We start from the raw sequence: 20,058 nt of genomic DNA, 5'->3' as shown, positions 1-20,058 counted from the left end.
AGGTATTCTTATGGCTACCGAACCAGACCAGCAACAGACACTATACCGAGAAAAAGTGCAAGCTGAGTTAAACAAGCTAAATGCTCAGGTTGACGAAATGAAAGCCAAGGCAGCCCAAGCCCAAGCTGATGCTAAGATTCAGTACACTAGCCAGATTGAGGAATTGCAAACCAAACAGGTTGCCGTACAAAAGAAACTGGAAGAACTCCAGGCGGCTAGTCAAGATGCTTGGGAAGATATCAAAACTGGAGTAGAAGCCGCTTGGCTGGATTTACAGGAATCCTTCCAAAATGCAGTTGCCAAATTTGATCAAAAATAGTGATTGGAGATTAGGAAACCCTTAACTTTGCTCAGGGAAAATAGTTTGTAGGGGCGGGTTTAGGAACTTTCTTTTAGCTGTGGATAATAACGTTTGTTCAAAACCCGCCCTGACCGATGTGTAGGGGCGGGTTTGGCTATTATCTTTTATTGCCACCCTAATGTTACTCAACCCACCCTCATCTTCCAGACGTGCCATGGCACGTCTCTACTTCCCCAGGCTCCCAGCCTCCCTGCACCTCCGCCCATCTCAAGCTCCCATTCCTGAATACTGCTTCAATCCCTTGCGCCACAACCAGCGATTGACGCCAAAAAATAATAATCCCCAACCCACCATAACCAAAATTCCTTGGACAATATTAACAGGTAGCCCAACTAACAACGCGGCGGGAAAATGAGCCAAGTAAGGGAAAGGTGTCCACTCGGCAACGGCTCGGACTGTCGGGGGAAAAACTTCCAACGGTGCCATCATTCCTGACAGAAACAAATAGAATAAATACCAAAATTGTTCTAGTGAAGTGGCTCGCTCTGTCCAAAATGCAAATAAGGCAAAGGTATATTGGATTAAAAATCGTAGGGCAAATGCCATGGCTGTGATGAATATAAATAATAGTGTATCACCCAAACCAGGTAACCAAAATGCTGGGGGATAGAGGAGAAAGAACAAACCTAAAAGTATAATCGATAAAGGTAGGCGAACAAAGCGTTCAGATAGATGACCTGCAACATGATGCCATACAGGATCAATGGGTTGCAGGAGTTTAGGAGATAGTCTGCCCTCTACCACTTCCCTTTCAAAATCAAAAATCATCCACACCACAGTAAACTGGCGAACGATAAAAACGGATAGGAAGTAACGCATAAATTCTTCAGGAGTTAGCTCAAACCCCCCAGCTTGAGATGCCTGCATCCAAACCCCCATAAGAATCAGCGGCAAGCTGTTGGAAAGTATCCAAAAAAAAAGCTCTGCTCGGTATTCCAACATGTGAGCATAGTAAACAGACAAAAATATTTTACTGGTATTAATTAATCGCTTCATAGTAATTAGACGCTGCTGAATCAGTATTGTGGTGGGGGAGATGGGGAAGGTAAATAATTAATGACTATAAAAAAGTTTTCTAGGTAGGGGCGGGTTTCACTACTATCGTTTTTTGCCAACCCTAATGTCACTAAACCCGCCCTGTCCAAATGATTAATTTCTGGACAAATGACAAATGACAAATGACAAATGACCAATGACCAATGACCAATGACCAATGACCAAAAATCACGAAACAACTCCGGCTCGGAAAACCCGACCGATGACTTCTTCGATGGGGGGGTCACTAACAGTTAAATCTATCACCTCTAAATCCGCCAAAATTCGAGCTACGGTACTTGTCAGCTTTTCACGCTGCACGAGGAAACGTACTGCTAACCCATCTACCGCTTCTATTTCTGCATAACCTGATAATTCTTCTTTTGACAAGGGTTGAGCCAGTTCTACTTTCACCTCCCGATAGGGCGCAAAGCGATTGAGGAGTCCCTCCAAGCTGCCATCATAAATCATCTGCCCTTCATAAATTAGCAGCACTCGCTGACACAGCGCCGTAATATCTGCCATGTAGTGACTGGTCAATAAAACGGTGGCTCCCGTGCGCTGGTTGTACTCACGTAAGAAATTCCGCACCGCTAATTGTGCATTAACATCCAATCCCAATGTAGGTTCATCCAAGAATAAGACTTGGGGTTGATGTAAAAGCGCCGCCAGCAATTCAGCTTTCATGCGTTCTCCGAGGGAGAGTTTCCGCACGGGTTGCGTGAGTTTGGCTTCTAAAGATAACATTTCTGCCAGTTCCCCGACGCGACGTTGAAACTGGTTGTCAGAAATTCCATAAACGGCGGCGTTGATTCTCAGGGAATCCAAGGCGGGTAAGTCCCAAAGCAGTTGTTGCTTTTGACCCATAACTAGGGTAATCTGCTGCAAAAAGTTGGATTCCCGCTGAAATGGCTGATGACCCGCCACCTTCACCTCACCCCCTGAAGGGTGAACGAGTCCGGTGAGCATTTTCAAGGTCGTGGTTTTACCGGCACCATTGGGACCGAGAAATCCCACCACTTCCCCCATGCCAATTTCAAAGGAAACGTTTTGTACAGCAACGACTGAGCGGTACTTTCGGCGCAAAAAGTGGGTTAGAGTTCCCTTAATACCGGGTTGTTTGACCGCTACGGGATAGACTTTGCTCAGATTTTGAGCCACAACAATAGACATATTGACATTCCCCGCACTAAAGTGACGGGGATTCTGCTGACAGATTAGACTGTGGTAAAGGGCACAATCTTACTCTCGCTACGGTCGCCAAACACCGCCTACCCATTCGGATTAGGTCAATTCCTAACTTTCTGGCTACTTTTCTTAAAATATTGGCACTGCCGTTTAAATCGGCATTGACAATTGAGCTATCGCTGCTGCGATACAAACCACGCTTTATTCGTCTCAGTAATGCTTTCCACCCGTCTGGTTTTTCGCCAAACTTAGGCAGGGAGGTCGAAACCTGTTTATTCCAATACTGATTAAATGCTTTCATGGCACGGGCATCAATCAGGAAAGAGTTACTCAGGGTGTCAACACAGGCAGCCAGATTGTCTACCGTACCTAAGTCAATTGCTAATGCTTGGTCATCAATACCTACTAATGTTTCCTGTTTGGGTAGTTCGTAGGAAGCTTCCAGGTAGAATACACCGTCGGAGTAAATCAAGTCAAACCCTTCACTTCGTTCGAGGGCATGCTTTCCAGTCAGGAGTTTGCCTGCCTTAAAAAATGTTTGACGGGCAAAATACACACCCATATTATAGAGTTTTCCTGATTGTTCACATAGATACTCCAAAATTGCTTTCGTTTCTTCGTCAGGATGTAGTCGCATTTGCTGTACACCCCTAGGCTTTTTGTTCTTAGCCATAACCTTCCTTCTTTGTGGACAAATAGCCATTTTTTCTCAACTGCAGGCAACGGAGCGTGCTGAAAACATTCAGAGATACATCAATGACCCTCACCATACTTAAGGGCAGTAGGCGACTCAAGTCGCTACCGCGCATTCCTCTCCGGTCTAAAGCTTGCCCTCGAGCGAAGCGAAGGGACACGGAGTTTCCTGCGACGGAGGATGTCTTATGATCTAGTCTACTTGACTCTTAGTGGAGAGCGATCGCGCATTTTGTAAATAACCCGCTTTAATACAGTCCGCCACAATTTGCTCAACCAATTCCCAAAGCTGAGGTGTACCCTCTTGCACTGGCGCCATCCGTTGCATCACTTTAGACAGGGCGGGTTTAGTGGCATTAGGGTGGGCAAAAAACGATAGTAGTGAAACCCGCCCCTACACACAGACACAGACGCGCCATGGCGCGTCTCTACATTGCTCCCCCAGCTCCCCCTGCATTATTCCTCCTCTTCTGGATGCCGAATCAACCAATCCTCACCCACACGAATGGTTAAATCGGATTCAATATCTCCTGTGGAAGAGGCTTCGACGTGACCGAGTTGCAAAACCCTTTTCAAGGTGGTTGCTGCTTTCAAATCGCCTTGTTGCACAATAATCTGAGTCTCGCGTACCTGATCGGGCCAATCCTGTATGATGTAGACATTATAGAAGTCGTTTTTCGCCAAATATCGAGCAACTTCGTGAGCTAATTGCGGGTCATCTGTGGCATTTTGAATCGCAATTCGCAACCGTTGGGGAGAACGCCGAATCTCCGATGAACTCCAGTCAATGGTTTGCTGAAAATATTGTTGCATAACGCGATCGCGTCCGGCAGAATCCATAATCCAATAGCTGGCAACATATTCCTCTGGATTGCTGAAGCGACCGGGCAAGAGTACCATTTTAAAATCATCTTTGTCCAAATCTAAGCCAAAACTCACCAGCGCCAGCATTTCTTCCAAGCTGAGATTGGTATCAATATATTGCTGCATCACCCGAATGATTTGGGGTAAACGCGGTAGCGCCTTGGGGCTGAGCAACCGTTGACGCAGCGCCTTGAGCAGGGTCTGTTGGCGCTGGACTCGACCAATGTCGCCATAGTTATCTTTACGAAATCGAGCAAACTGTTCGGCTTGGTCTCCATTTAAGGTTTGCCATCCCGGTTCTAAATCAATGTACAAATCCTGGGTTATATCCTCATACTGCATCGGATAGGGAACAAACACCTCAACTCCCCCCAGCAGGTCTACCAGTTCCCGAAATGCATCTGTAGTCACCCGCACATAGCGATCAACGGGTACATTATTCAGAGTACGGCTCACCACCCGTGCAGCTAACGCGGCACCCCCTTCCACATTGGCATCATTGATTTTGGCAAGTCCTACCTCCGGAAGTTCCACTTGGGTGTCCCGAGGAATGGATAGCATGGTGACGGATTCTTCTGTCGAGTCGAGGCGTAACAGCAGCATAGTATCGCTGCGACCACTGAAAACGTCGGAGGGGTTTTTGTCACTATCGGAAACGCGGTCAATTCCCATGACCAGGATGTTGACGGGGCGGGCTAAATCATAGCGAAACGCTTGTCGCCAGGAATTTTCTTTCGCGCCAGGGACAAACTTTTGCGGCACGATTAAGGGGGACAGAGGGGTAATTAGGGCAACCGTTGCGCCCAAGGTAGCAGATACTGTAGCGGTTAAGATAAACGCCGCACTCCACAGGAACCAGCGCATATAGCGACCACCACTGGATTTATTTGAATGATCATCGGAATGGGACTCTCCGCCATCACCATCTGGCGGTGGAGGAGGCGGGGAACTCCCAGTATCATTTTCAGCGACATCGGGGTCGCCGTGCGATCGCGGATAACTTTTTGGATGGGAGACTTGAAAGCCCCAGCTAGTTTGGGAACTGTTCGACACGTTTTTTTACCCTCACCACACACCAACTGTTCTGGATTCTATGACGTTCACCGAATCTATTGCTGGATTATAGCGTTACCCAGCCCACTCCCCCGTGAGTTTTGACCCTTCGCTTCGCTCAAGGTCATAGTTAACTCCCCAGCTTCCCCAGCTCCCTCCGCCCCTCCGCTCTCCCAGGCTAGGATGTAGCAGACAATCAGAATAGCATGGACAATGAGTCAATTAATACCTGTAATTTTAGCTGGCGGCAAAGGTGAACGGTTTTGGCCCCTCAGCCGCAAACACCGACCTAAGCAGTTCTTAAGTTTAGATGGTAGTGGCAAGAGTTTATTACAGACCACGGCTGACCGTCTCAGTCAATTGGCGGGGGATTCAGCCCATGTCTGGGTGATCACATCGGCTCAATTAGCTGATGGGGTGAAACAACAGTTACCCCAACTTAATAACGAGCATATATTAGCTGAACCCGAAGGGCGGGATACTGCACCTGCTGTGGCGTGGGCAACCTTAGAAATTGTGCGTCACTATGGAGAAGATGCGGTGATCGGCTTTTTTCCAGCAGACCATTGGATTGCAGACCAGCAGGCGTTTCAGCAGACAATTGAGGCGGCGACTCAGTTAGCGGCGACTGCAGCGGCGATTGTCACCTTAGGAATTGCTCCCGACTACCCATCTACAGGTTACGGTTATATCGAACAAGGAGAACCCGCCGGAACCTTTAATGATTTACCAATTTATCGGGTGGCTCGATTCACAGAAAAGCCAGACCGAGAAACAGCCGAGAAATTTCTGGCGACGGGGAAATTTAGCTGGAATGGTGGCATGTTTATTTTCCGTGCTGGTGTCGTATTAGCGGAATTAAACACTTATGCGGCTGATATTATCAATCCGTTACAGAAACAGGGGATTGATGCTTATTCTCAACTAACTAAAACCAGTATTGATTATGCCTTAATGGAGAAAACCAAACTGGCTTATGTTCTCCCGGTTGCGTTTGGTTGGGATGATTTGGGAGATTGGAATGCTTTAGAACGGTTGCACAAGGGAGAGGCGGCGAATGTGGAACTGGCAACTCATATTGGGAAAGATACCCAAGGCGCAATTCTTTATACCAGTGATCAGGATGAGGTGATTGTGACGATTGGCTTAGAAGATGTGGTGGTTGTGCGCGATGGAGGGGTGACATTAATTGTGAAAAAAGACCGCACTCAGGAGATTAAGCAGGTGCTGAAAACCTTACAAGCGGATTCGAGGTTTAGTCAGTTACTTTAATGTCCCTGACGGGGTGTTCTCAAATTCTTGTTGGCGGGTGGTTGTGGACTCATCCAGATATTTGGAGAGCGATCGCGTCCCTGGCGGGGTTTCTCATTATTAGATCCGTTTTCCCCGATACTAATGCACCATTTTAGCTGGGTCACGCCACTACCCCTGCACGTCTATTCAAGGCTGTAGCTGGGTTTGATAAACTTGTACAGGTCGATCAATCCCTTTGAAGCGATACTCGTCCATTAGTTTCAAGCCTTGCTTGTGCGTCAGTAAGGCATAGGTATCTTGACTCAGGACACATTCCCCAGGCGGACAAATCGCTTCCATTCGCGCCGCCAGGTTAATGGTTGCGCCTAAGGCAGTATATTCGACCCGTTGAGAACTCCCTACATCTCCCACTACGGCTTTTCCACTATTCACAGCAATCCGTAATTGTATGGGTTCGAGTAATACTCCATTCGTATTTAGTCCATCTAAACGATGCAGCATTCCCTTCGCCGTCGCCAAGGCGCGGTCAGCATGATCCGGTTGAGATTCGGGAGCGCCAAAAAATGCCATAATGCAATCGCCAATATATTTATCGAGGGTGCCATTAAAGGCAAAGAGTTCTTGTAGCATCTCCTCAAATAAACTATTGAGCAATTGAGCAATCTGGACTGGACTTAAGCGTTCTGAGAGTGCTGTAAAGCCGACAATATCGGCAAATAGGATACTGATTTCGCTTTCAGCGGCGGGTAAACGACCATCAGGTAATGTGCGATAGGCAATCAGTTGCTGAACCACGGCGGGGGAGTGATAGCGTTCTAGCCGTTGGCGAATCATTTCTTCGCTGGTGAGTTTTTGGGTCAAGAGCCAGCGTTGTACACTCGATGCTACCAGGTTGGCTAGAGTGGAAAAAAAGCTGAGGTCTTCTTCCCCTTCTTGCGTCCAATGGGTTGACGAGTGATGGGCATCGGCATATAGTACCCCAACTACCTTATTTTCATCCCAAAGGGGAACCGCGATCGCACTGCGAATTCCTTTGTACAGGATACTGACTTCTCCCTCAAAGCGTTGGTCAGCTTGAGCATCGGCGGTTTGAATCGCCACTTTTTCGGTAAAGACTTTTTGACAGATACTCCGACTAATCCAATGGCTGGACTCGGCTAAACTTTGCTGCTGATTGACGTTTCTGGATGCCGCATTGAGTAATTCCAGTTGCCTTGAACCGGTTACATCCACCAATAAAGCAATCCGTTCGATGCTTTCAAGATAGCGAAAGACCACATCCTTTACCCGTGAGAAAATGGCTTCGATGGATTCAGCCCCACTTAAACCCTTGGCTATCTCGACCAAGTCCTTCAGCCGAGCAATGGTTGTTTCCTTGACGCTAAGCTCATCCCCTTTATCTTTCGCTTGTATCCATTGCTGTTGCAATTCTTTGACACTGCGAAGGATAGTGGCTTCTGCGGGTATCTGTTCCACTGGTGGGACGGTGTTGGTTCGTCGAGACGGAGCCGCTAAAACAACCACAAGGCTGACATCCCCCAACCAAATCACATCGCCGTTTTTCACCAGTTGCGGCGAGGTAATCTGACGTTCGTTCAGTAACGTCCCGTTTTTGCTCCCCATATCCTTAATCATCCAATTGTCGGTTGCCGTTTTCAACAACCGAGCATGATATCGGGATACCCCTTCGTAGGGTAAGGTTAGGTCGCACTCCGGTAAGCGACCAATAGTAAATACATCCTGATTTACTGTCACAGTTTTTTCGGTTTTTCCTTGGTGCAGGCGCAGTTTGAGTTCAGCCATACTTAAGATACGTCCTGGAAGCGAATATGGGGCGAAAAACGTTTTTCGATAATCCTAATCCCGTAGATTAATCTTAGTGCATTGATTTAGGAACACCCGGTAGGGGTGATCATGTCCCGCCTTAGACTGATCGCCTAAAATGCAGTATTTTTTCCCATGAGTTACTTGTTTTGGATAGAGACGTGCCATGCTATGTCTTTTTAGCATACAGTCAAATCCCCGTTCCGATCGGATGAGATAAAACCCTGCAATCCGGATTACACAGCTTCTACCTGAAAAGCTGATTAGGCGCAACGTTTACGTCCGGACAATATTCAACATTATAATGATAGGCGCATTACTAGACCAACGTTACCAAGTGGTTCAGGTTCTAGGGCAAGGTGGATTTGGTCATACTTATCTAGCACAAGACACCCACCGACCTGGCAACCCGACTTGTGTGGTTAAACACCTCAAACCTGCCACCAGTGAACCTGACTTTCTGCAAACTGCCAGACGCCTGTTTAATGGAGAAGCTGAAACCCTGGAAAAGCTTGGTACTCATGACCAGATTCCCCGGTTGTTAGCTTACTTTGAGGATAACCAAGAGTTTTACCTAGTCCAGGATTTCATTGCCGGACATCCCCTGAGTGTGGAACTGCAACCGGGTCAACGTTGGCAGGAAGACCAGGTGATTCAACTGTTACAAGAAGTTTTATCCATCCTGGAATTCGTCCATAGTAATCATGTTATCCATCGAGATATCAAACCGGATAATTTAATCCGCCGCGCGATAGATCATAAGCTGGTTCTGGTTGACTTTGGCGCGGTGAAGCAAGTGCAAATGCCATCGATCATGGCTCAAGCCGCCGTCAGTGATACTGTGGGTATTGGTACGCCCGGTTATATGCCGAGTGAACAGGGACAAGGTAGACCCCGTCCCAACAGTGATATTTATGCGTTAGGCATGATTGCTATCCAAGCGCTGACGGGATTAAGTCCAACTCAGTTGGTTGAAGATCAACAGACGGGAGAGATCATCTGGCAACAATATGCTGAAGTTAGTCAAGGGTTAGCCATTATCGTGACCAAGATGGTGCGCCACTATTTTAAGTATCGCTATCAGTCGGCAACTGAGGCGCTGCAAGCACTTCAGGCACTCACCCATCCTCACGCCCCCCAAAATTGGGCAGTCTTGGTCAACCATAAAGGACGTTTTTATCTGACTCAAACCTTTCGTTTTCTCGGGAAACTGGCAAAACCTTCCCTGAAAGTATCCCATCACGCTAATCCTACTCCTACTGCTCCGCCATCCACTATCCCAGTACCTCGCGCCGCGAATTCCGACCAGAAGACAGTAACGGTTGCTCCGGTGAATCATTCCCCATCGCCTGTCAGTTCCTCGTCTTCCCAAAGTCCTATTGCTGACTCGCCTCGCAGCTTATCCATATTAATTGGCGTAGGCGCTTTTGCTCTAGGCGCGATCGCGATTGCGGGAATTAACCGATTATCAACATCGCCAACGACGCCGCCAAACAATGTAGAACTCACCCAAAATCAACTTCAACCTGAAGCCACAAATCCACCTTTACCAAAACCGCCAACCCATTCACCTGAACCTGAACCTACCCAGAGTTGTATCATTGTTACCGCACCCACTAATTTACGCTCGTTGTCTGGACGCCAGAAAACGGGGACGGTTTTCCCAAAAGATACTCAACTTACTCTGACTGGAAAAGAAGAAGACGGTTGGATAGAAATTAGTGAACCTGAGCCAGGTTGGATCTGGAAGCGTCGCACCCAAAATACTTGTCCAGCCAATTAATAAGGGTTTAACTTTAACTGGCTTCTGATTACTCTAAATAATTCGCGTGGGTGATAAAATTTCCATAATAGACACAAAATTTACAGAATTTAATCAAAGGAAAAATTAGAAATTGATTGATTTTTTCTAAAACATAGTGTTGACTTGCTTCAAGTCTTAAAGAACTGGTATCAGTCATATTAATTGATGTGAATACTTTCATGGTGTAACCTCCAAGGTTTTCTGAAGAGAGCTAACAGCATCCTTGTATCCCTGGCAGAGACTCACTTTGGGCGTGCCAGACGTAAGTAAGCAGGGATAACGTGAATCATCACAACCCCCTTAGTTGTATTTTAAGTTAAATTCGTTACTTTTTTTGCTCAATTCATCAGTTATGGGACAAAAAGCAGGAGACAGAGGCAAAAGGGTTAAGTGCTCTCGCTTCCCCATCTCCCAGACGTAGCATGAGGAGTCTCTACATGGCTTCCCCATCTCCCAGACGTAGCATGAGGAGTCTCTACATGGCTCCCCCATCTCCCCATCACCACAAGAATCATGAAGAAATGTTAACAAGCGTCAACTCCGTGTCTTCAGGTTCAAGGTTAGTGGGGTTCTACTACTGAGTACTTATTTTTCAGCAAAATGGCTGATGCTAATCCTACCAAAAAAGCGTAAGGTTATTTCTTAACTGTTGAAATATCAGTGATTCTACGTAGATAGATTCACTGTGAATGGAAATTATTCTCTGGAAAGAGCTAAATTACTTAAGTATGAGTATCAATCAATATTGTGGAAAATACCTAAATCTTTATCCTGGCTTTATGGGAATTTAATAAAACCTGTTAGATAATGGTCGATAAGTCGAGGCGGATCTTGCATTGTGTTTAAATTTACGATTGTCATCACCACCTACAACCGTTTGTCTATGCTGAAACGAGCCATTGAATCAGCATTGGCACAAACGTTACCCTGTGAAGTGATTGTTGCTGACGATGGTTCCTCAGATGGTACAGAGGCATACATCCGTAGTTTAGGTAATCGCGTGGTTTATCACCGCAATCCAGTTAACTTGGGACATTGCGCCACGATGAACGCCGCCGTTAAGCTAGCTCAAGGGGATTGGATTAAACCCATTGACGATGATGACTATCTTGCCCCCAATTGTATCCAGGAACTAACCAACGCGATCGCCAGATACTCCCAAGCGGTTCTCTGTTCTAGTCAAGCGATACAAGTCAACCAGAATGGTAGAGAAGTATCACGTACCCAACCAATCAGCGATCGCAACATTGATTATGTACCTCAGTCTGAGGTTCATTATCGGATGCTTTTAGAGCAACTGCCCTTTGGGACACCTGTACAAGTTGCCTTTCGCAAAGATGCCTTTGTCAAATCCGGGGGATGGGATTCCAGCTTTGAAGTGAACTACGATGATATTGACTCATGGGTGAAAATTGCCCAATATGGAGATGCCATCTTAGTGAATCAGCATTTAGCCTACCGGACATTATGGCATCAAGGGAATCATCTCAAATTTTCCCTGCAACAGCGCCTGCAAAAGCATATCTCGATTAAAGAAAAAATTTATAAATTTGTCCATCCAAAGTATCATGATTCTCTGCCCTCGTTGCCAGATATTCAGGATTTTTTGACGTTGTACTGGAGTTTGGTGGGCTTCAAGCAAGGGAAATTTGATCAGGCGCTTCCCCTGTTATTTCCCGCTTTGTTTTCTCGGAAAGGTTGGCAACTTTTAACTCAAGTTATTTACGCTCGCAACTTTTATCAAACGTCCCAGCCAGATTGCCAAGAACCAAAACCCAAGCAGATACCTTTATTATCTGAAATATAGAGACGTTGGCTGTAACCAACGTCTCTACAGGATTACTTGCTCTCCTCTTTGGTTTTAGAGTTTGCCTGAGATTTCTTGAATTGCTTGTGAACGAACCAACCGAGTCCCAACAATCCAAATGCGGCGGACGAACCCGGTTCAGGAACCGACTGAGGTTCTGAATCTAGGGCTTCTAGTGCATCGTTAGCGAGTTGTGCATGGGCAACTGTGGTTGGGTGAATACCATCCCAAAACAAATACTCATCTGGATTGTTACAGACTTCAAAAGCTTGTGTTCCATCTAATTTACCATCATCGCCAAGGGGTTCGATGCAAGAGTCGGTGACATTCGTAAAACCAAATTCTTCGGGATTGGCAATGGTTTTATTCAGGAGAGAAAAAGCATCAAGCTGTGCAATATTGATATTATTCAATTGACTCAAATCACCAAGACTTCTGTTTAATAGGGTGTTATGGATTTGAGATAATTGGGTAAGATTCATGGATATATCATCACCCATGCTAAGTACGCGAGGGGTTTTACCCAAATCTGGCAAGTTAGGTACAAAGAAATTACGAGCTCCTAAATCATAGAGTGTTTGTACCGCTTCCGCTAAATTCCCGACTGTTTCCATTGGGTCGGCTTCAGATACAAGCTGGTAATCATTAGGACCTCCCCATACAATATAGAGTGCGTCCTGATCGGCTGGTTGATCCGCTACCGCTAGATCATCTTCAAACCAATCAACCTGAGTTAATATTCCCGGTATCAGTTCACCCGACTCACCTACCCCTTGAGTTCCAGTTTGCGCTCCACCGAAGGCGAAGTTCACGCTGTTGGTAGCCGTCGCACCATTAAAATATGGGCTAACTTGAGGTTGACCGTTAATGATTGTGATCGGAGAAGGGATAGCCAAATCGTGAAACAGCACGGATAATTCCGTAGAAGGTGTGAGTTCTATGTCCAAAGCCTTTGCTAAATAATCGCTCCAAACTAAATCATTAGAAAACCGTCCGTCCTTGTCGTAGGGAGGAACAGGAGGTGCAACGGGCGGTATTTCAACATTAGCAGGTATTTCAAATCCAGGAAGTATTTCGTCAGGGTTATTAGCGGCTGTTGTGGCATTGAAAATATTACCCGGGTCAGAGAGACTATCCCCAAAGACATACATTTTGCTGAATGTAGCCGCTGAAGCCTGTGTGGGCAACATGAAGGAAAAGACAGTAAATCCTAGAGCGACAATTGGTTTTTTCATCAAAGGTCTCGACTGTTATTACTAATTTGGACAATCAGGATGTGGCATAGACTCCTGGGAAAATCAGGGGATCGTCTGTGCCTCAATCGGTTTGTATTCAGATGATTTTGATGAATCTTTATGTGGTTATAACCAACCCAGCCTACCCACCATTCAGTCTGGGATTGTTATAGTAGAGAGTGATATCGATACAAGGTACAATGCTGATGAAGCTTAATAATCACAGAGTTTTACCAGAAATCCTATATCCTTACTCTGGACAAATTGCCGAATATGAGCAAAGTTCTCAAGTCAGTTTTCAACTTTACTCCTTAAAGACATACGAGGTGGCGATTGTTTAAATAAATGCATAATTCTTTACTAACAAACACCCTGCTTAAACATACTACATATTACAATAGCTTAACAAAGCTGTAAATGCAACACAACTGTCAAAAATCAATCTAGAAAAAAGGTAATATTAATAATAATTTTAATTTTCGTCAACCCCCGATCAGGTGATGACATTTAAATATCCGGACATAGCCACTCAAGCCATCTCCAGAATTTTATCGGAAAAGCGTTCCGCCTATAATCGAAATGCGGCGCTGTTTGACGTACAAGAACCGATTACCAGTGCGTCGCCAGAGGTACGTCAGATTATAGAGAGAGTGTTGCAAGCCGAAAAAGATAAACTTTATATGAAGACCCCCCGCCATATCAATGATGACATCTTGAGAATTGTCAAGGAAGAAGTGCAATGAAGCTGAGGTCAATCCGGCTGTGCAATTTTCGCCAGTTTTATGGAAAGACACCCGAAATAACTCTGGCAACTGGCGATCGCAATACGACGGTGATTCATGGTAACAATGGTGCTGGCAAGACGACGCTATTAAATGGCTTCACCTGGGTTCTGTACGAGAAATTCACGGCGGCGTTTGCCTCTCAAGAACAACTGGTGAACAAACGGGCAATTAGTGAAGCTGATCTAAAGGAATCGGTAGAATGTTGGGTAGAAATTGGGTTTGAGCATCAGAATAAACGCTATCAGGCAAAGCGACTCTGCCGTGCTTACAAGACGGAAGCGGGAGTGGAACAGGGTAAAAGTGAACTATACCTGCAAATTGCCGATGATGATGGTCGCTGGCTCCTACCGCAACAACTGCCAGAGGATATCATCGGGCGCATCTTACCTGCAAGTTTACATCAATACTTCTTTTTTGATGGGGAACGAATCGAGCAAATTGCCCGATCTGATAAAAAAGCCGACATTGCTGAAGCGACGAAGACGTTGCTTGGGGTTGAGGTGTTAAATCGCTCAATTAAGCATCTCAAAGAAGCCAGAAAAACCTTGGAATCTGAATTATCGTTAATCGGCGATTCGCAAACAAAAAAACTACTCAAAGAACAAAAGCAACTGGAACAAAAAAGTCACAACCTGGCAAATCGCCAAGTCGAAATAGAGCAGGAATTAGCCCACCACGATGAATTAAAGCAAACCTGGAGTAGTCGCTTATTAGAACTCGGTGGCGCTCAAGAGTTGCAACAGCTACGGGATGAACTAGAAGCACAACAAAAATTACATCGAGACCAGCTTAAACAGGCAAAAGATAACCTCAAACGCGCCCTGTCTATACGTAGCTATACTGTGTTATTATCCCCAGTGATCACAGCGTTTCACTCCATTGTCGAAGACTTGCGATCGCGCGGCGAACTCCCCGTTGGCATTAAACAGCAATTTGTCCAGGATTTGCTGCACAGCCAGCGCTGTATCTGTGGTACAGAATTACAGGAAGGAACCCCAGCCTATCAACAGGTTGCGGCTTGGAAGGAGAAAGCTGGATTAGCTGATGTGGAAGAAACGGCGATTCGCTTAGGGGTACAGGTTGGTGAAATTGAACGGCAAATCCCCGATTTTTGGGCAGATGTGGATCAGCAACAGGTAATTATAGCTCAAGAACGAGCGGAACTTTCTCGCATTGAAACTCAACTGGATGATATTAGAAAAAAGCTGCTCACCTTTCCAGATGAGGATATTAGCAAACTGCAAAAGCGCCGAGATGAAATTGATATCACCCTTCGGGATTTAACCTTAGAAAAGGGAGCAAATCAGCAGCAAATTGAACAGTTAGCCACTGATATCCAAGCCATCGCCAAGCAAATTTCCAAACATCAAATGAATGAGGCAAAGCAAGCCTTGGCGCAACGACGGATTGTGGCAACTCAGGACGCGATTGAACGATTAAATGAAGTTAGAAACCGACTAGATAATGAGTTTCGCACGTCTTTAGAAAAGCGAGTTCAGGAGATTTTTACCGGGATTTCGTTTACCCCCTATCTCCCTAAACTGAATCAGAACTATGAATTAACCTTAGTGGAAAAAACCTCTGGAAACGAAGAACTCGTGGCGGCGTCTACGGGAGAAAACCAAATTCTCAGCCTTTCATTTATTGGGGGAATTATTGATCGGGTGCGGGATTGGATTCAAGAACAGGCGCTGATGGGACCCGATAGTAGCACATTTCCCATCGTTATGGATTCACCCTTTGGCAGTTTAGATGAAATTTACCGCCGCCAAATTGCCCAAACTCTTCCCACTTTAGCCAATCAGTTAGTTGTGTTAGTCACCAAGACTCAATGGCGAGGAGAGGTGGCGCAAGAGATGGAACCCTATATTGGTCGAGAATACGTCCTGGTTTACAATTCACCGAAACCCGAGTGCGATCGCGATCGCATGGAACTTGGAGGCGTTGGCTATGATTTAGTTAAACCCAGTCCGAATGAGTTTGAATATACAGAAATTGTGGAAGTGGAGTATGTTTTTTAGGGTCATTTGTCATTTGTCATTTGTTAGAGAACATTGTAGGGGCGGGTTTAGCCGTTTAATTTGGGTATCTACCAATAATCTTTCAACAAAACCCGCCCTTTGTCAAAAGAGGGGATATTCACTACATTAGGTTACAGTTTTTCCGGAAGACTCCCATCGATTTCGATTACTGGATCGGTGTTCTAGGAAAACAACCCGCTTAAAAGTCGCCTAGCTAATCGCTTTGATCGGGGTTTTGAGGAGAGAAATCCAGCCACAATTCGCCGCATCATCCAGCGCCTTGCTTTTGGTTGCAATAAATAAAATAGGCGTCGAAAACCAATATAAAATAACCCCACCATTATTAAAACAGCGATTAGCATCCAAGGGCTATTCAGGAAAACTGGGATAAAGGGAATCACTAGCAGCATAGCAATCAGCAACGCCAATCCCAAAGCTAGTCCATTGATTAACCGAGTTAACGGCAAAAATGTACCGAAACGCAACTGATGCATCACTTGTTCAATTAACCAATAATGTGCCGCTGAAATCTGATGGGAAAACTTGGGACGTTCTAGACAATTGCGCTGGATTTGATGAATAATATCACCATCCATACCAATCACACTTCGCATCAGCGCCTCTTGGGAGTTTCCTCGCTGATAGTAAGTACAAAACGTTAATCCCGATTGCCAACGGTTTTCGTCATCAATGAGAGCGTAATATCGTAAATCTGTGAGCAATTGACGGGAAAACTTCAAGGAATTCCCCATCTGTTGAGCCTGTTGAATGTGTTGTAAACTCTCTTTATCTAACGTGAAGCGAACTCCGTGAAACAGAACCTGAGAGCGGGAAATGCGTTCTACCTCAATTTGGATACAAGAGGCGATCGTTAAATTCTGACGTGGAGAAAGCAGGTGAGACGGCGATGCTAAACGAGGATGCTGATTCATAAACGTCAAACCCTGTTTCCTTTTCCCTGCGTGCAGCGCTATACCTTATGACTTATGTAGTGTAGCTTTGATTAGACCAATAATAAACTCCAACAGTCCCCGCCATTGTCGTTCACTGGCGATGACTCCCTCTCGGTGAATTTGTAGAATAATCTCTTTCTGGGGATGGTGAAACAGGGATTGATCATAGCGATTGATCACATCGCCATCGAGTTGAATCACGGTTTGAGCGCAGATAGTATCCGTGGCGATCATCCGTTGAATCATCTCAACTTGATCAGGTTGTTGAGAAACTAAACGTAGTACCGTCTGATTCCGATCATCCAAAGCTGCTTTGAGTTCCGCCAGTTTACGCAACCCCCGTAAAAAACGACAATTCCCTAAAAGTCGTTGAATGGAAATAATTGTCTCTGGACTTTTCAGATCCAGGGGATTAGGGAGACGAGTGGGAGTACGCTCAAAGTCATTGGCGAAACTGGAGTTATCCGGCTCATACACCGTCGGATCATGAAGTTCCGAGGTTGGATCATGCAACAGTCCCCGATACTCCCGTTCTAGACTGGTGCGTAACTCCAAGTAGCGATCGCGTAATGACTCGTGGATACCAAGTTGTTCTAAATAATCCGGCGAAATTGGATAAATATCCCGGTACGCTTCCCAAGCAATAAACTTATGACCACTAATATGATCTACCACGATCGTATTCACTTCTAGCGCTGTGAAGTCAATCAGTGTGTCACCTAACGACTGCAAGAAGTGATTGATGTTTCGATTCACACCCGAATTATTGCCTCGGGTTTTAGAGGCGGGTACATCTGAATGCTCTTGTCGATTGCGATTGGTCATCAACCCACACCTTTTTAGAACACCTGTTCAGTCATCCAATCATCTACCGAAATTTCCCCAAAATGGAAACCTTCGTGACTCAACATTCAATTGTATCGCTCTACGTAGTCGGAATCTCTCCTCAGCTCCCAGACGTAGCATGCTACCTCTGGAACATTGCTCCCCCAGCTTCCCCTAGGATTCCTGGTTTTTATCCTGAAAGGGGCTAGGGGGTGGAGGCGGTGGTGGTTCTCCTTTCGGCGTTGATTTGGGTTTCTCCTCCCAATTCTCCTCCTCTGGATGGCTGAGGGGATCAAAATCATCCAGGGAAAATTCGTCCAAGGAGAGTTCCTCGAATTCATAATCGAGCTCATTCACATTTTCATCCACATTTTTGGCGGCTTGGTTTTGATCCCCCAACAAATCCATGGGATCACTTGATGATTCTGACTTCAGTTCTTTTTCCTGAGAATCTTCAGCTAAAGCATCTAACCCTTCTAGAGGATCGCTGGTAGACTCAGGGGTTTGGCTTTCACTCAAGTCTGACCATTCAATCTCACTATCAACCTCAGTTAAATCAGAATAGGGTTCAAGTTCCTCAACAGCAAATTCATCCCAGTCTTCCTGAATATTTAACTCTGAGGGAGACTCCTCAACAGGTGGAGGGGCGGCGAAGGGGTCAAAGTCTTCTACTAAGTCACCCCAGTCTTCATCCGTATCCATCTGGGCAAAAGAGCGATCGCCTAATTCTGGTTCATCTACTACCCAGTCATCCCAGTCGGTATCGTCGTCAGTATCCTGGCTTAGTTCTTCTAAGGAGTCCAAACTGGGCATTTTTTTCGCCGATTCCGGTTCCCTGGGTTTGGGTTCAATGTCTGTCTGGGGTGGGATATCCGGTTCAGCCGAGGGGGATGACTTCAATTCCTCAAGTTCCAATGTCCCCCAATCTTCGTTGAGAACTTGCCAGTCTTGCTCCTCTAACTCCGCTTCGTGGCGATCCGATAGCGGTTCTGGTTCTGCTTCAATGAATTCATCTCTCGCATCCTCCTCAGCGATTGAGGACTCTTGATCCTCTAGCGGTGGGGGTGGAGGAGGGGGTAATGACTCAAGCAAATCTAGCACCGAGTCATCCTCATCTTCTTCCTCGTCTTCCTCTTGTTCCTCCCAAGCTATCGTTGTCTCTGGCGAGGGAGTTGATTCAGGAGATACCTGTTCCTGAATATCTGGAGTCGCCAAATCTGGCGTTTGGGCGGTCAATTCGGCGGCTGCTACTCCCGCATCCGGTGGGGCGGCTGTCTTTTGTGGGGGAATGGATAAGGGCGGGTATTCTATCTCACTCAACCCTGTCTTGTGATGTTGCAGCGCGATTAAAATCTCAAATAGCTTTTGCAAACTTTTAAGATTATTCTCAACCAGCTGATTACCTTGCGCCACCTGGTCTAAATGAAAGGGGAGGAGATCTCGATAGGGACCATTGCCAATAAACTGATCCCCAATTTCATTCGCGATCGCTCCCTCAATCGTATTAATTTGAGTCCGCAGGCGATAACCGGGTTGGGCGGTTGTTTCGGCGTGTTCTGATGCATCAGACGCCACCCAGGTTGTAATTTTCAACTGAACCGCTTCCGCCAAAGCCCCAGCAAACGCTTCTTGAACCTTGCCTGCTTTAAGTTGTTGCCTAAAGTCCTCACTCGACGCCATAATACATTCACCTGCAATTTGGGCGATTACTAATACAGACACTGCCAGATTTGTCAACCTCTATATTCAAGATTAGGGTAAATTATCCTGACTCGAAGGCGACAACGCCGGATTGTTCTCCCGAAGTTGCTGCTGGGTTGACTGTTGGGGTTGATATTGCACACGAGTCAACACGGTAAAGAGTTGTTGCAAGTTTTCCAGATTATTCTGGATAATCTGGCGTCCTTCCTGAACTTGCTGGGTATGAAATTGGCGTAGTTCCGTGTAGGGACCATTACCGATAAATTGAGATCCTACCTCATTATCGATGGAGCCTTCCACAATATTAATCCGGGTACGCATACAGGAATTAGCCGCAGGCTTCTCTGTTTGTGGCGAATTGGCGGAAGCCACCCAGGTCGTAATTTCCAACTCAACCGATTCCGACAAGGCTAGGGTAAAGGCATCGCCAATGTTTCCCGCCCTTAATTTCTGTTTGAATTCTTCGCTGGTTGTCATAATCCGCTCCAGCTATATCAGCTTAACAATAGACTCAAAGTGCTTTGACTATAACAAACTTCTGCCTCACCTGAACAAATTTTCTCACCAGGGAACAGGGAATGGGAAGCTGGGGGAGATGAGGAAGTTGTAGATTCAAGAATTCTTCAACAAATGACAAATGACGAATGACGAATGA

General features: G+C 45.9%; 21 protein-coding genes. 7 read left to right on the top strand and 14 right to left on the bottom strand.

Features of this window, described 5'->3' with window-relative positions:
• The first annotated feature begins 10 nt into the window (after positions 1–10).
• Positions 11–319 carry a hypothetical protein gene (locus ACLFWI_RS01795; RefSeq protein WP_446411477.1) on the top strand — a complete coding sequence of 103 codons (309 nt, stop codon included), beginning with the start codon at positions 11–13 and terminating at the stop codon, positions 317–319.
• A gap of 21 nt (positions 320–340) precedes the next feature.
• Here ACLFWI_RS01795 and ACLFWI_RS01790 read toward each other — a convergent pair whose 3' ends face one another.
• The 6 genes from ACLFWI_RS01790 to ACLFWI_RS01765 form a co-directional block, all read right to left on the bottom strand.
• On the bottom strand, positions 341–517 hold the full coding sequence (locus tag ACLFWI_RS01790; protein ID WP_446411476.1) for a hypothetical protein: 177 nt from the start codon (positions 515–517) through the stop codon (positions 341–343).
• Between the two features lie 51 nt (positions 518–568).
• On the bottom strand, positions 569–1,357 hold the full coding sequence (locus ACLFWI_RS01785) for an ABC transporter permease (RefSeq protein ID WP_446411475.1): 789 nt from the start codon (positions 1,355–1,357) through the stop codon (positions 569–571).
• Between the two features lie 228 nt (positions 1,358–1,585).
• Positions 1,586–2,569, bottom strand: coding sequence for an ABC transporter ATP-binding protein (locus ACLFWI_RS01780; protein ID WP_446411474.1), 984 nt, complete (start codon positions 2,567–2,569; stop codon positions 1,586–1,588).
• Between the two features lie 16 nt (positions 2,570–2,585).
• Complete coding sequence (locus ACLFWI_RS01775) at positions 2,586–3,257, bottom strand: hypothetical protein (protein WP_446411473.1); 672 nt, start codon at positions 3,255–3,257, stop codon at positions 2,586–2,588.
• A gap of 213 nt (positions 3,258–3,470) precedes the next feature.
• On the bottom strand, positions 3,471–3,596 hold the full coding sequence (locus ACLFWI_RS01770) for a hypothetical protein (RefSeq protein ID WP_446411472.1): 126 nt from the start codon (positions 3,594–3,596) through the stop codon (positions 3,471–3,473).
• A gap of 137 nt (positions 3,597–3,733) precedes the next feature.
• On the bottom strand, positions 3,734–5,194 hold the full coding sequence (locus ACLFWI_RS01765) for an LCP family protein (RefSeq protein ID WP_446411471.1): 1,461 nt from the start codon (positions 5,192–5,194) through the stop codon (positions 3,734–3,736).
• Positions 5,195–5,407: 213 nt separating this feature from the next.
• Between ACLFWI_RS01765 and ACLFWI_RS01760 the strand changes: the two genes are divergently transcribed.
• Positions 5,408–6,466 (top strand): mannose-1-phosphate guanylyltransferase, encoded by a 1,059-nt coding sequence (locus tag ACLFWI_RS01760; RefSeq protein ID WP_446411470.1) that lies wholly within the window; start codon positions 5,408–5,410, stop codon positions 6,464–6,466.
• Here ACLFWI_RS01760 and ACLFWI_RS01755 read toward each other — a convergent pair.
• The 3 genes from ACLFWI_RS01755 to ACLFWI_RS01745 are packed head-to-tail and all read right to left on the bottom strand — an operon-like array spanning position 6,463 to position 8,440.
• Positions 6,463–6,612: a hypothetical protein gene (locus tag ACLFWI_RS01755; protein ID WP_446411469.1), complete on the bottom strand. Its 150-nt coding sequence runs from the start codon at positions 6,610–6,612 to the stop codon at positions 6,463–6,465. The genes ACLFWI_RS01760 and ACLFWI_RS01755 overlap by 4 nt on opposite strands.
• 22 nt (positions 6,613–6,634) lie before the next feature.
• Complete coding sequence (locus ACLFWI_RS01750; RefSeq protein ID WP_446411468.1) at positions 6,635–8,251, bottom strand: adenylate/guanylate cyclase domain-containing protein; 1,617 nt, start codon at positions 8,249–8,251, stop codon at positions 6,635–6,637.
• A gap of 54 nt (positions 8,252–8,305) precedes the next feature.
• A complete protein-coding gene (locus ACLFWI_RS01745; protein WP_446411467.1) occupies positions 8,306–8,440 on the bottom strand; it encodes a hypothetical protein in 135 nt (44 codons plus the stop codon).
• 136 nt (positions 8,441–8,576) lie between these two features.
• On the opposite strand from ACLFWI_RS01745, the gene ACLFWI_RS01740 reads away from it, so the two are divergent.
• Positions 8,577–10,055, top strand: a complete 1,479-nt coding sequence (locus tag ACLFWI_RS01740) for a protein kinase domain-containing protein (RefSeq protein WP_446411466.1) — start codon at positions 8,577–8,579, stop codon at positions 10,053–10,055.
• Positions 10,056–10,914: 859 nt separating this feature from the next.
• Complete coding sequence (locus ACLFWI_RS01735; RefSeq protein ID WP_446411465.1) at positions 10,915–11,883, top strand: glycosyltransferase family 2 protein; 969 nt, start codon at positions 10,915–10,917, stop codon at positions 11,881–11,883.
• Between the two features lie 32 nt (positions 11,884–11,915).
• Here ACLFWI_RS01735 and ACLFWI_RS01730 read toward each other — a convergent pair whose 3' ends face one another.
• The gene (locus ACLFWI_RS01730; protein ID WP_446411464.1) at positions 11,916–13,118 is read right to left on the bottom strand and encodes an SGNH/GDSL hydrolase family protein; all 1,203 of its coding nucleotides are present in this window, start codon (positions 13,116–13,118) and stop codon (positions 11,916–11,918) included.
• Between the two features lie 206 nt (positions 13,119–13,324).
• Here ACLFWI_RS01730 and ACLFWI_RS01725 point away from each other — a divergent pair, with 206 nt between their 5' ends.
• The 3 genes from ACLFWI_RS01725 to ACLFWI_RS01715 all read left to right on the top strand — a co-directional run bounded on the left by ACLFWI_RS01725 (position 13,325) and on the right by ACLFWI_RS01715 (position 15,924).
• Positions 13,325–13,459, top strand: a complete 135-nt coding sequence (locus tag ACLFWI_RS01725) for a hypothetical protein (protein ID WP_446411463.1) — start codon at positions 13,325–13,327, stop codon at positions 13,457–13,459.
• Positions 13,460–13,618: 159 nt separating this feature from the next.
• Positions 13,619–13,861 (top strand): hypothetical protein, encoded by a 243-nt coding sequence (locus ACLFWI_RS01720; RefSeq protein ID WP_446411462.1) that lies wholly within the window; start codon positions 13,619–13,621, stop codon positions 13,859–13,861.
• Positions 13,858–15,924, top strand: a complete 2,067-nt coding sequence (locus ACLFWI_RS01715; RefSeq protein ID WP_446411461.1) for an AAA family ATPase — start codon at positions 13,858–13,860, stop codon at positions 15,922–15,924. The genes ACLFWI_RS01720 and ACLFWI_RS01715 overlap by 4 nt, the downstream gene beginning before the upstream one ends.
• Positions 15,925–16,106: 182 nt before the next feature.
• Here ACLFWI_RS01715 and ACLFWI_RS01710 read toward each other — a convergent pair whose 3' ends face one another.
• From ACLFWI_RS01710 to ACLFWI_RS01695, 4 genes are all read right to left on the bottom strand, one after another.
• Positions 16,107–16,856 carry a hypothetical protein gene (locus ACLFWI_RS01710; RefSeq protein WP_446411460.1) on the bottom strand — a complete coding sequence of 250 codons (750 nt, stop codon included), beginning with the start codon at positions 16,854–16,856 and terminating at the stop codon, positions 16,107–16,109.
• A 45-nt stretch (positions 16,857–16,901) separates the two neighbouring features.
• The gene (locus tag ACLFWI_RS01705; protein ID WP_446411459.1) at positions 16,902–17,702 is read right to left on the bottom strand and encodes a hypothetical protein; all 801 of its coding nucleotides are present in this window, start codon (positions 17,700–17,702) and stop codon (positions 16,902–16,904) included.
• Between the two features lie 174 nt (positions 17,703–17,876).
• The gene (locus ACLFWI_RS01700) at positions 17,877–19,439 is read right to left on the bottom strand and encodes a hypothetical protein (RefSeq protein ID WP_446411458.1); all 1,563 of its coding nucleotides are present in this window, start codon (positions 19,437–19,439) and stop codon (positions 17,877–17,879) included.
• Between the two features lie 15 nt (positions 19,440–19,454).
• Entirely contained in the window at positions 19,455–19,880 is a 426-nt protein-coding gene (locus ACLFWI_RS01695; RefSeq protein WP_446411457.1) for a hypothetical protein, read from the bottom strand.
• Positions 19,881–20,058 lie beyond the last annotated feature (178 nt).

It is taken from the genome of Coleofasciculus sp. (assembly GCF_046539235.1).
GTDB lineage: Bacteria > Cyanobacteriota > Cyanobacteriia > Cyanobacteriales > Coleofasciculaceae > Coleofasciculus.
The sequence above is the reverse complement of the archived record's forward strand: the minus strand, read 5'-3'. Positions and strand labels throughout refer to the sequence as shown.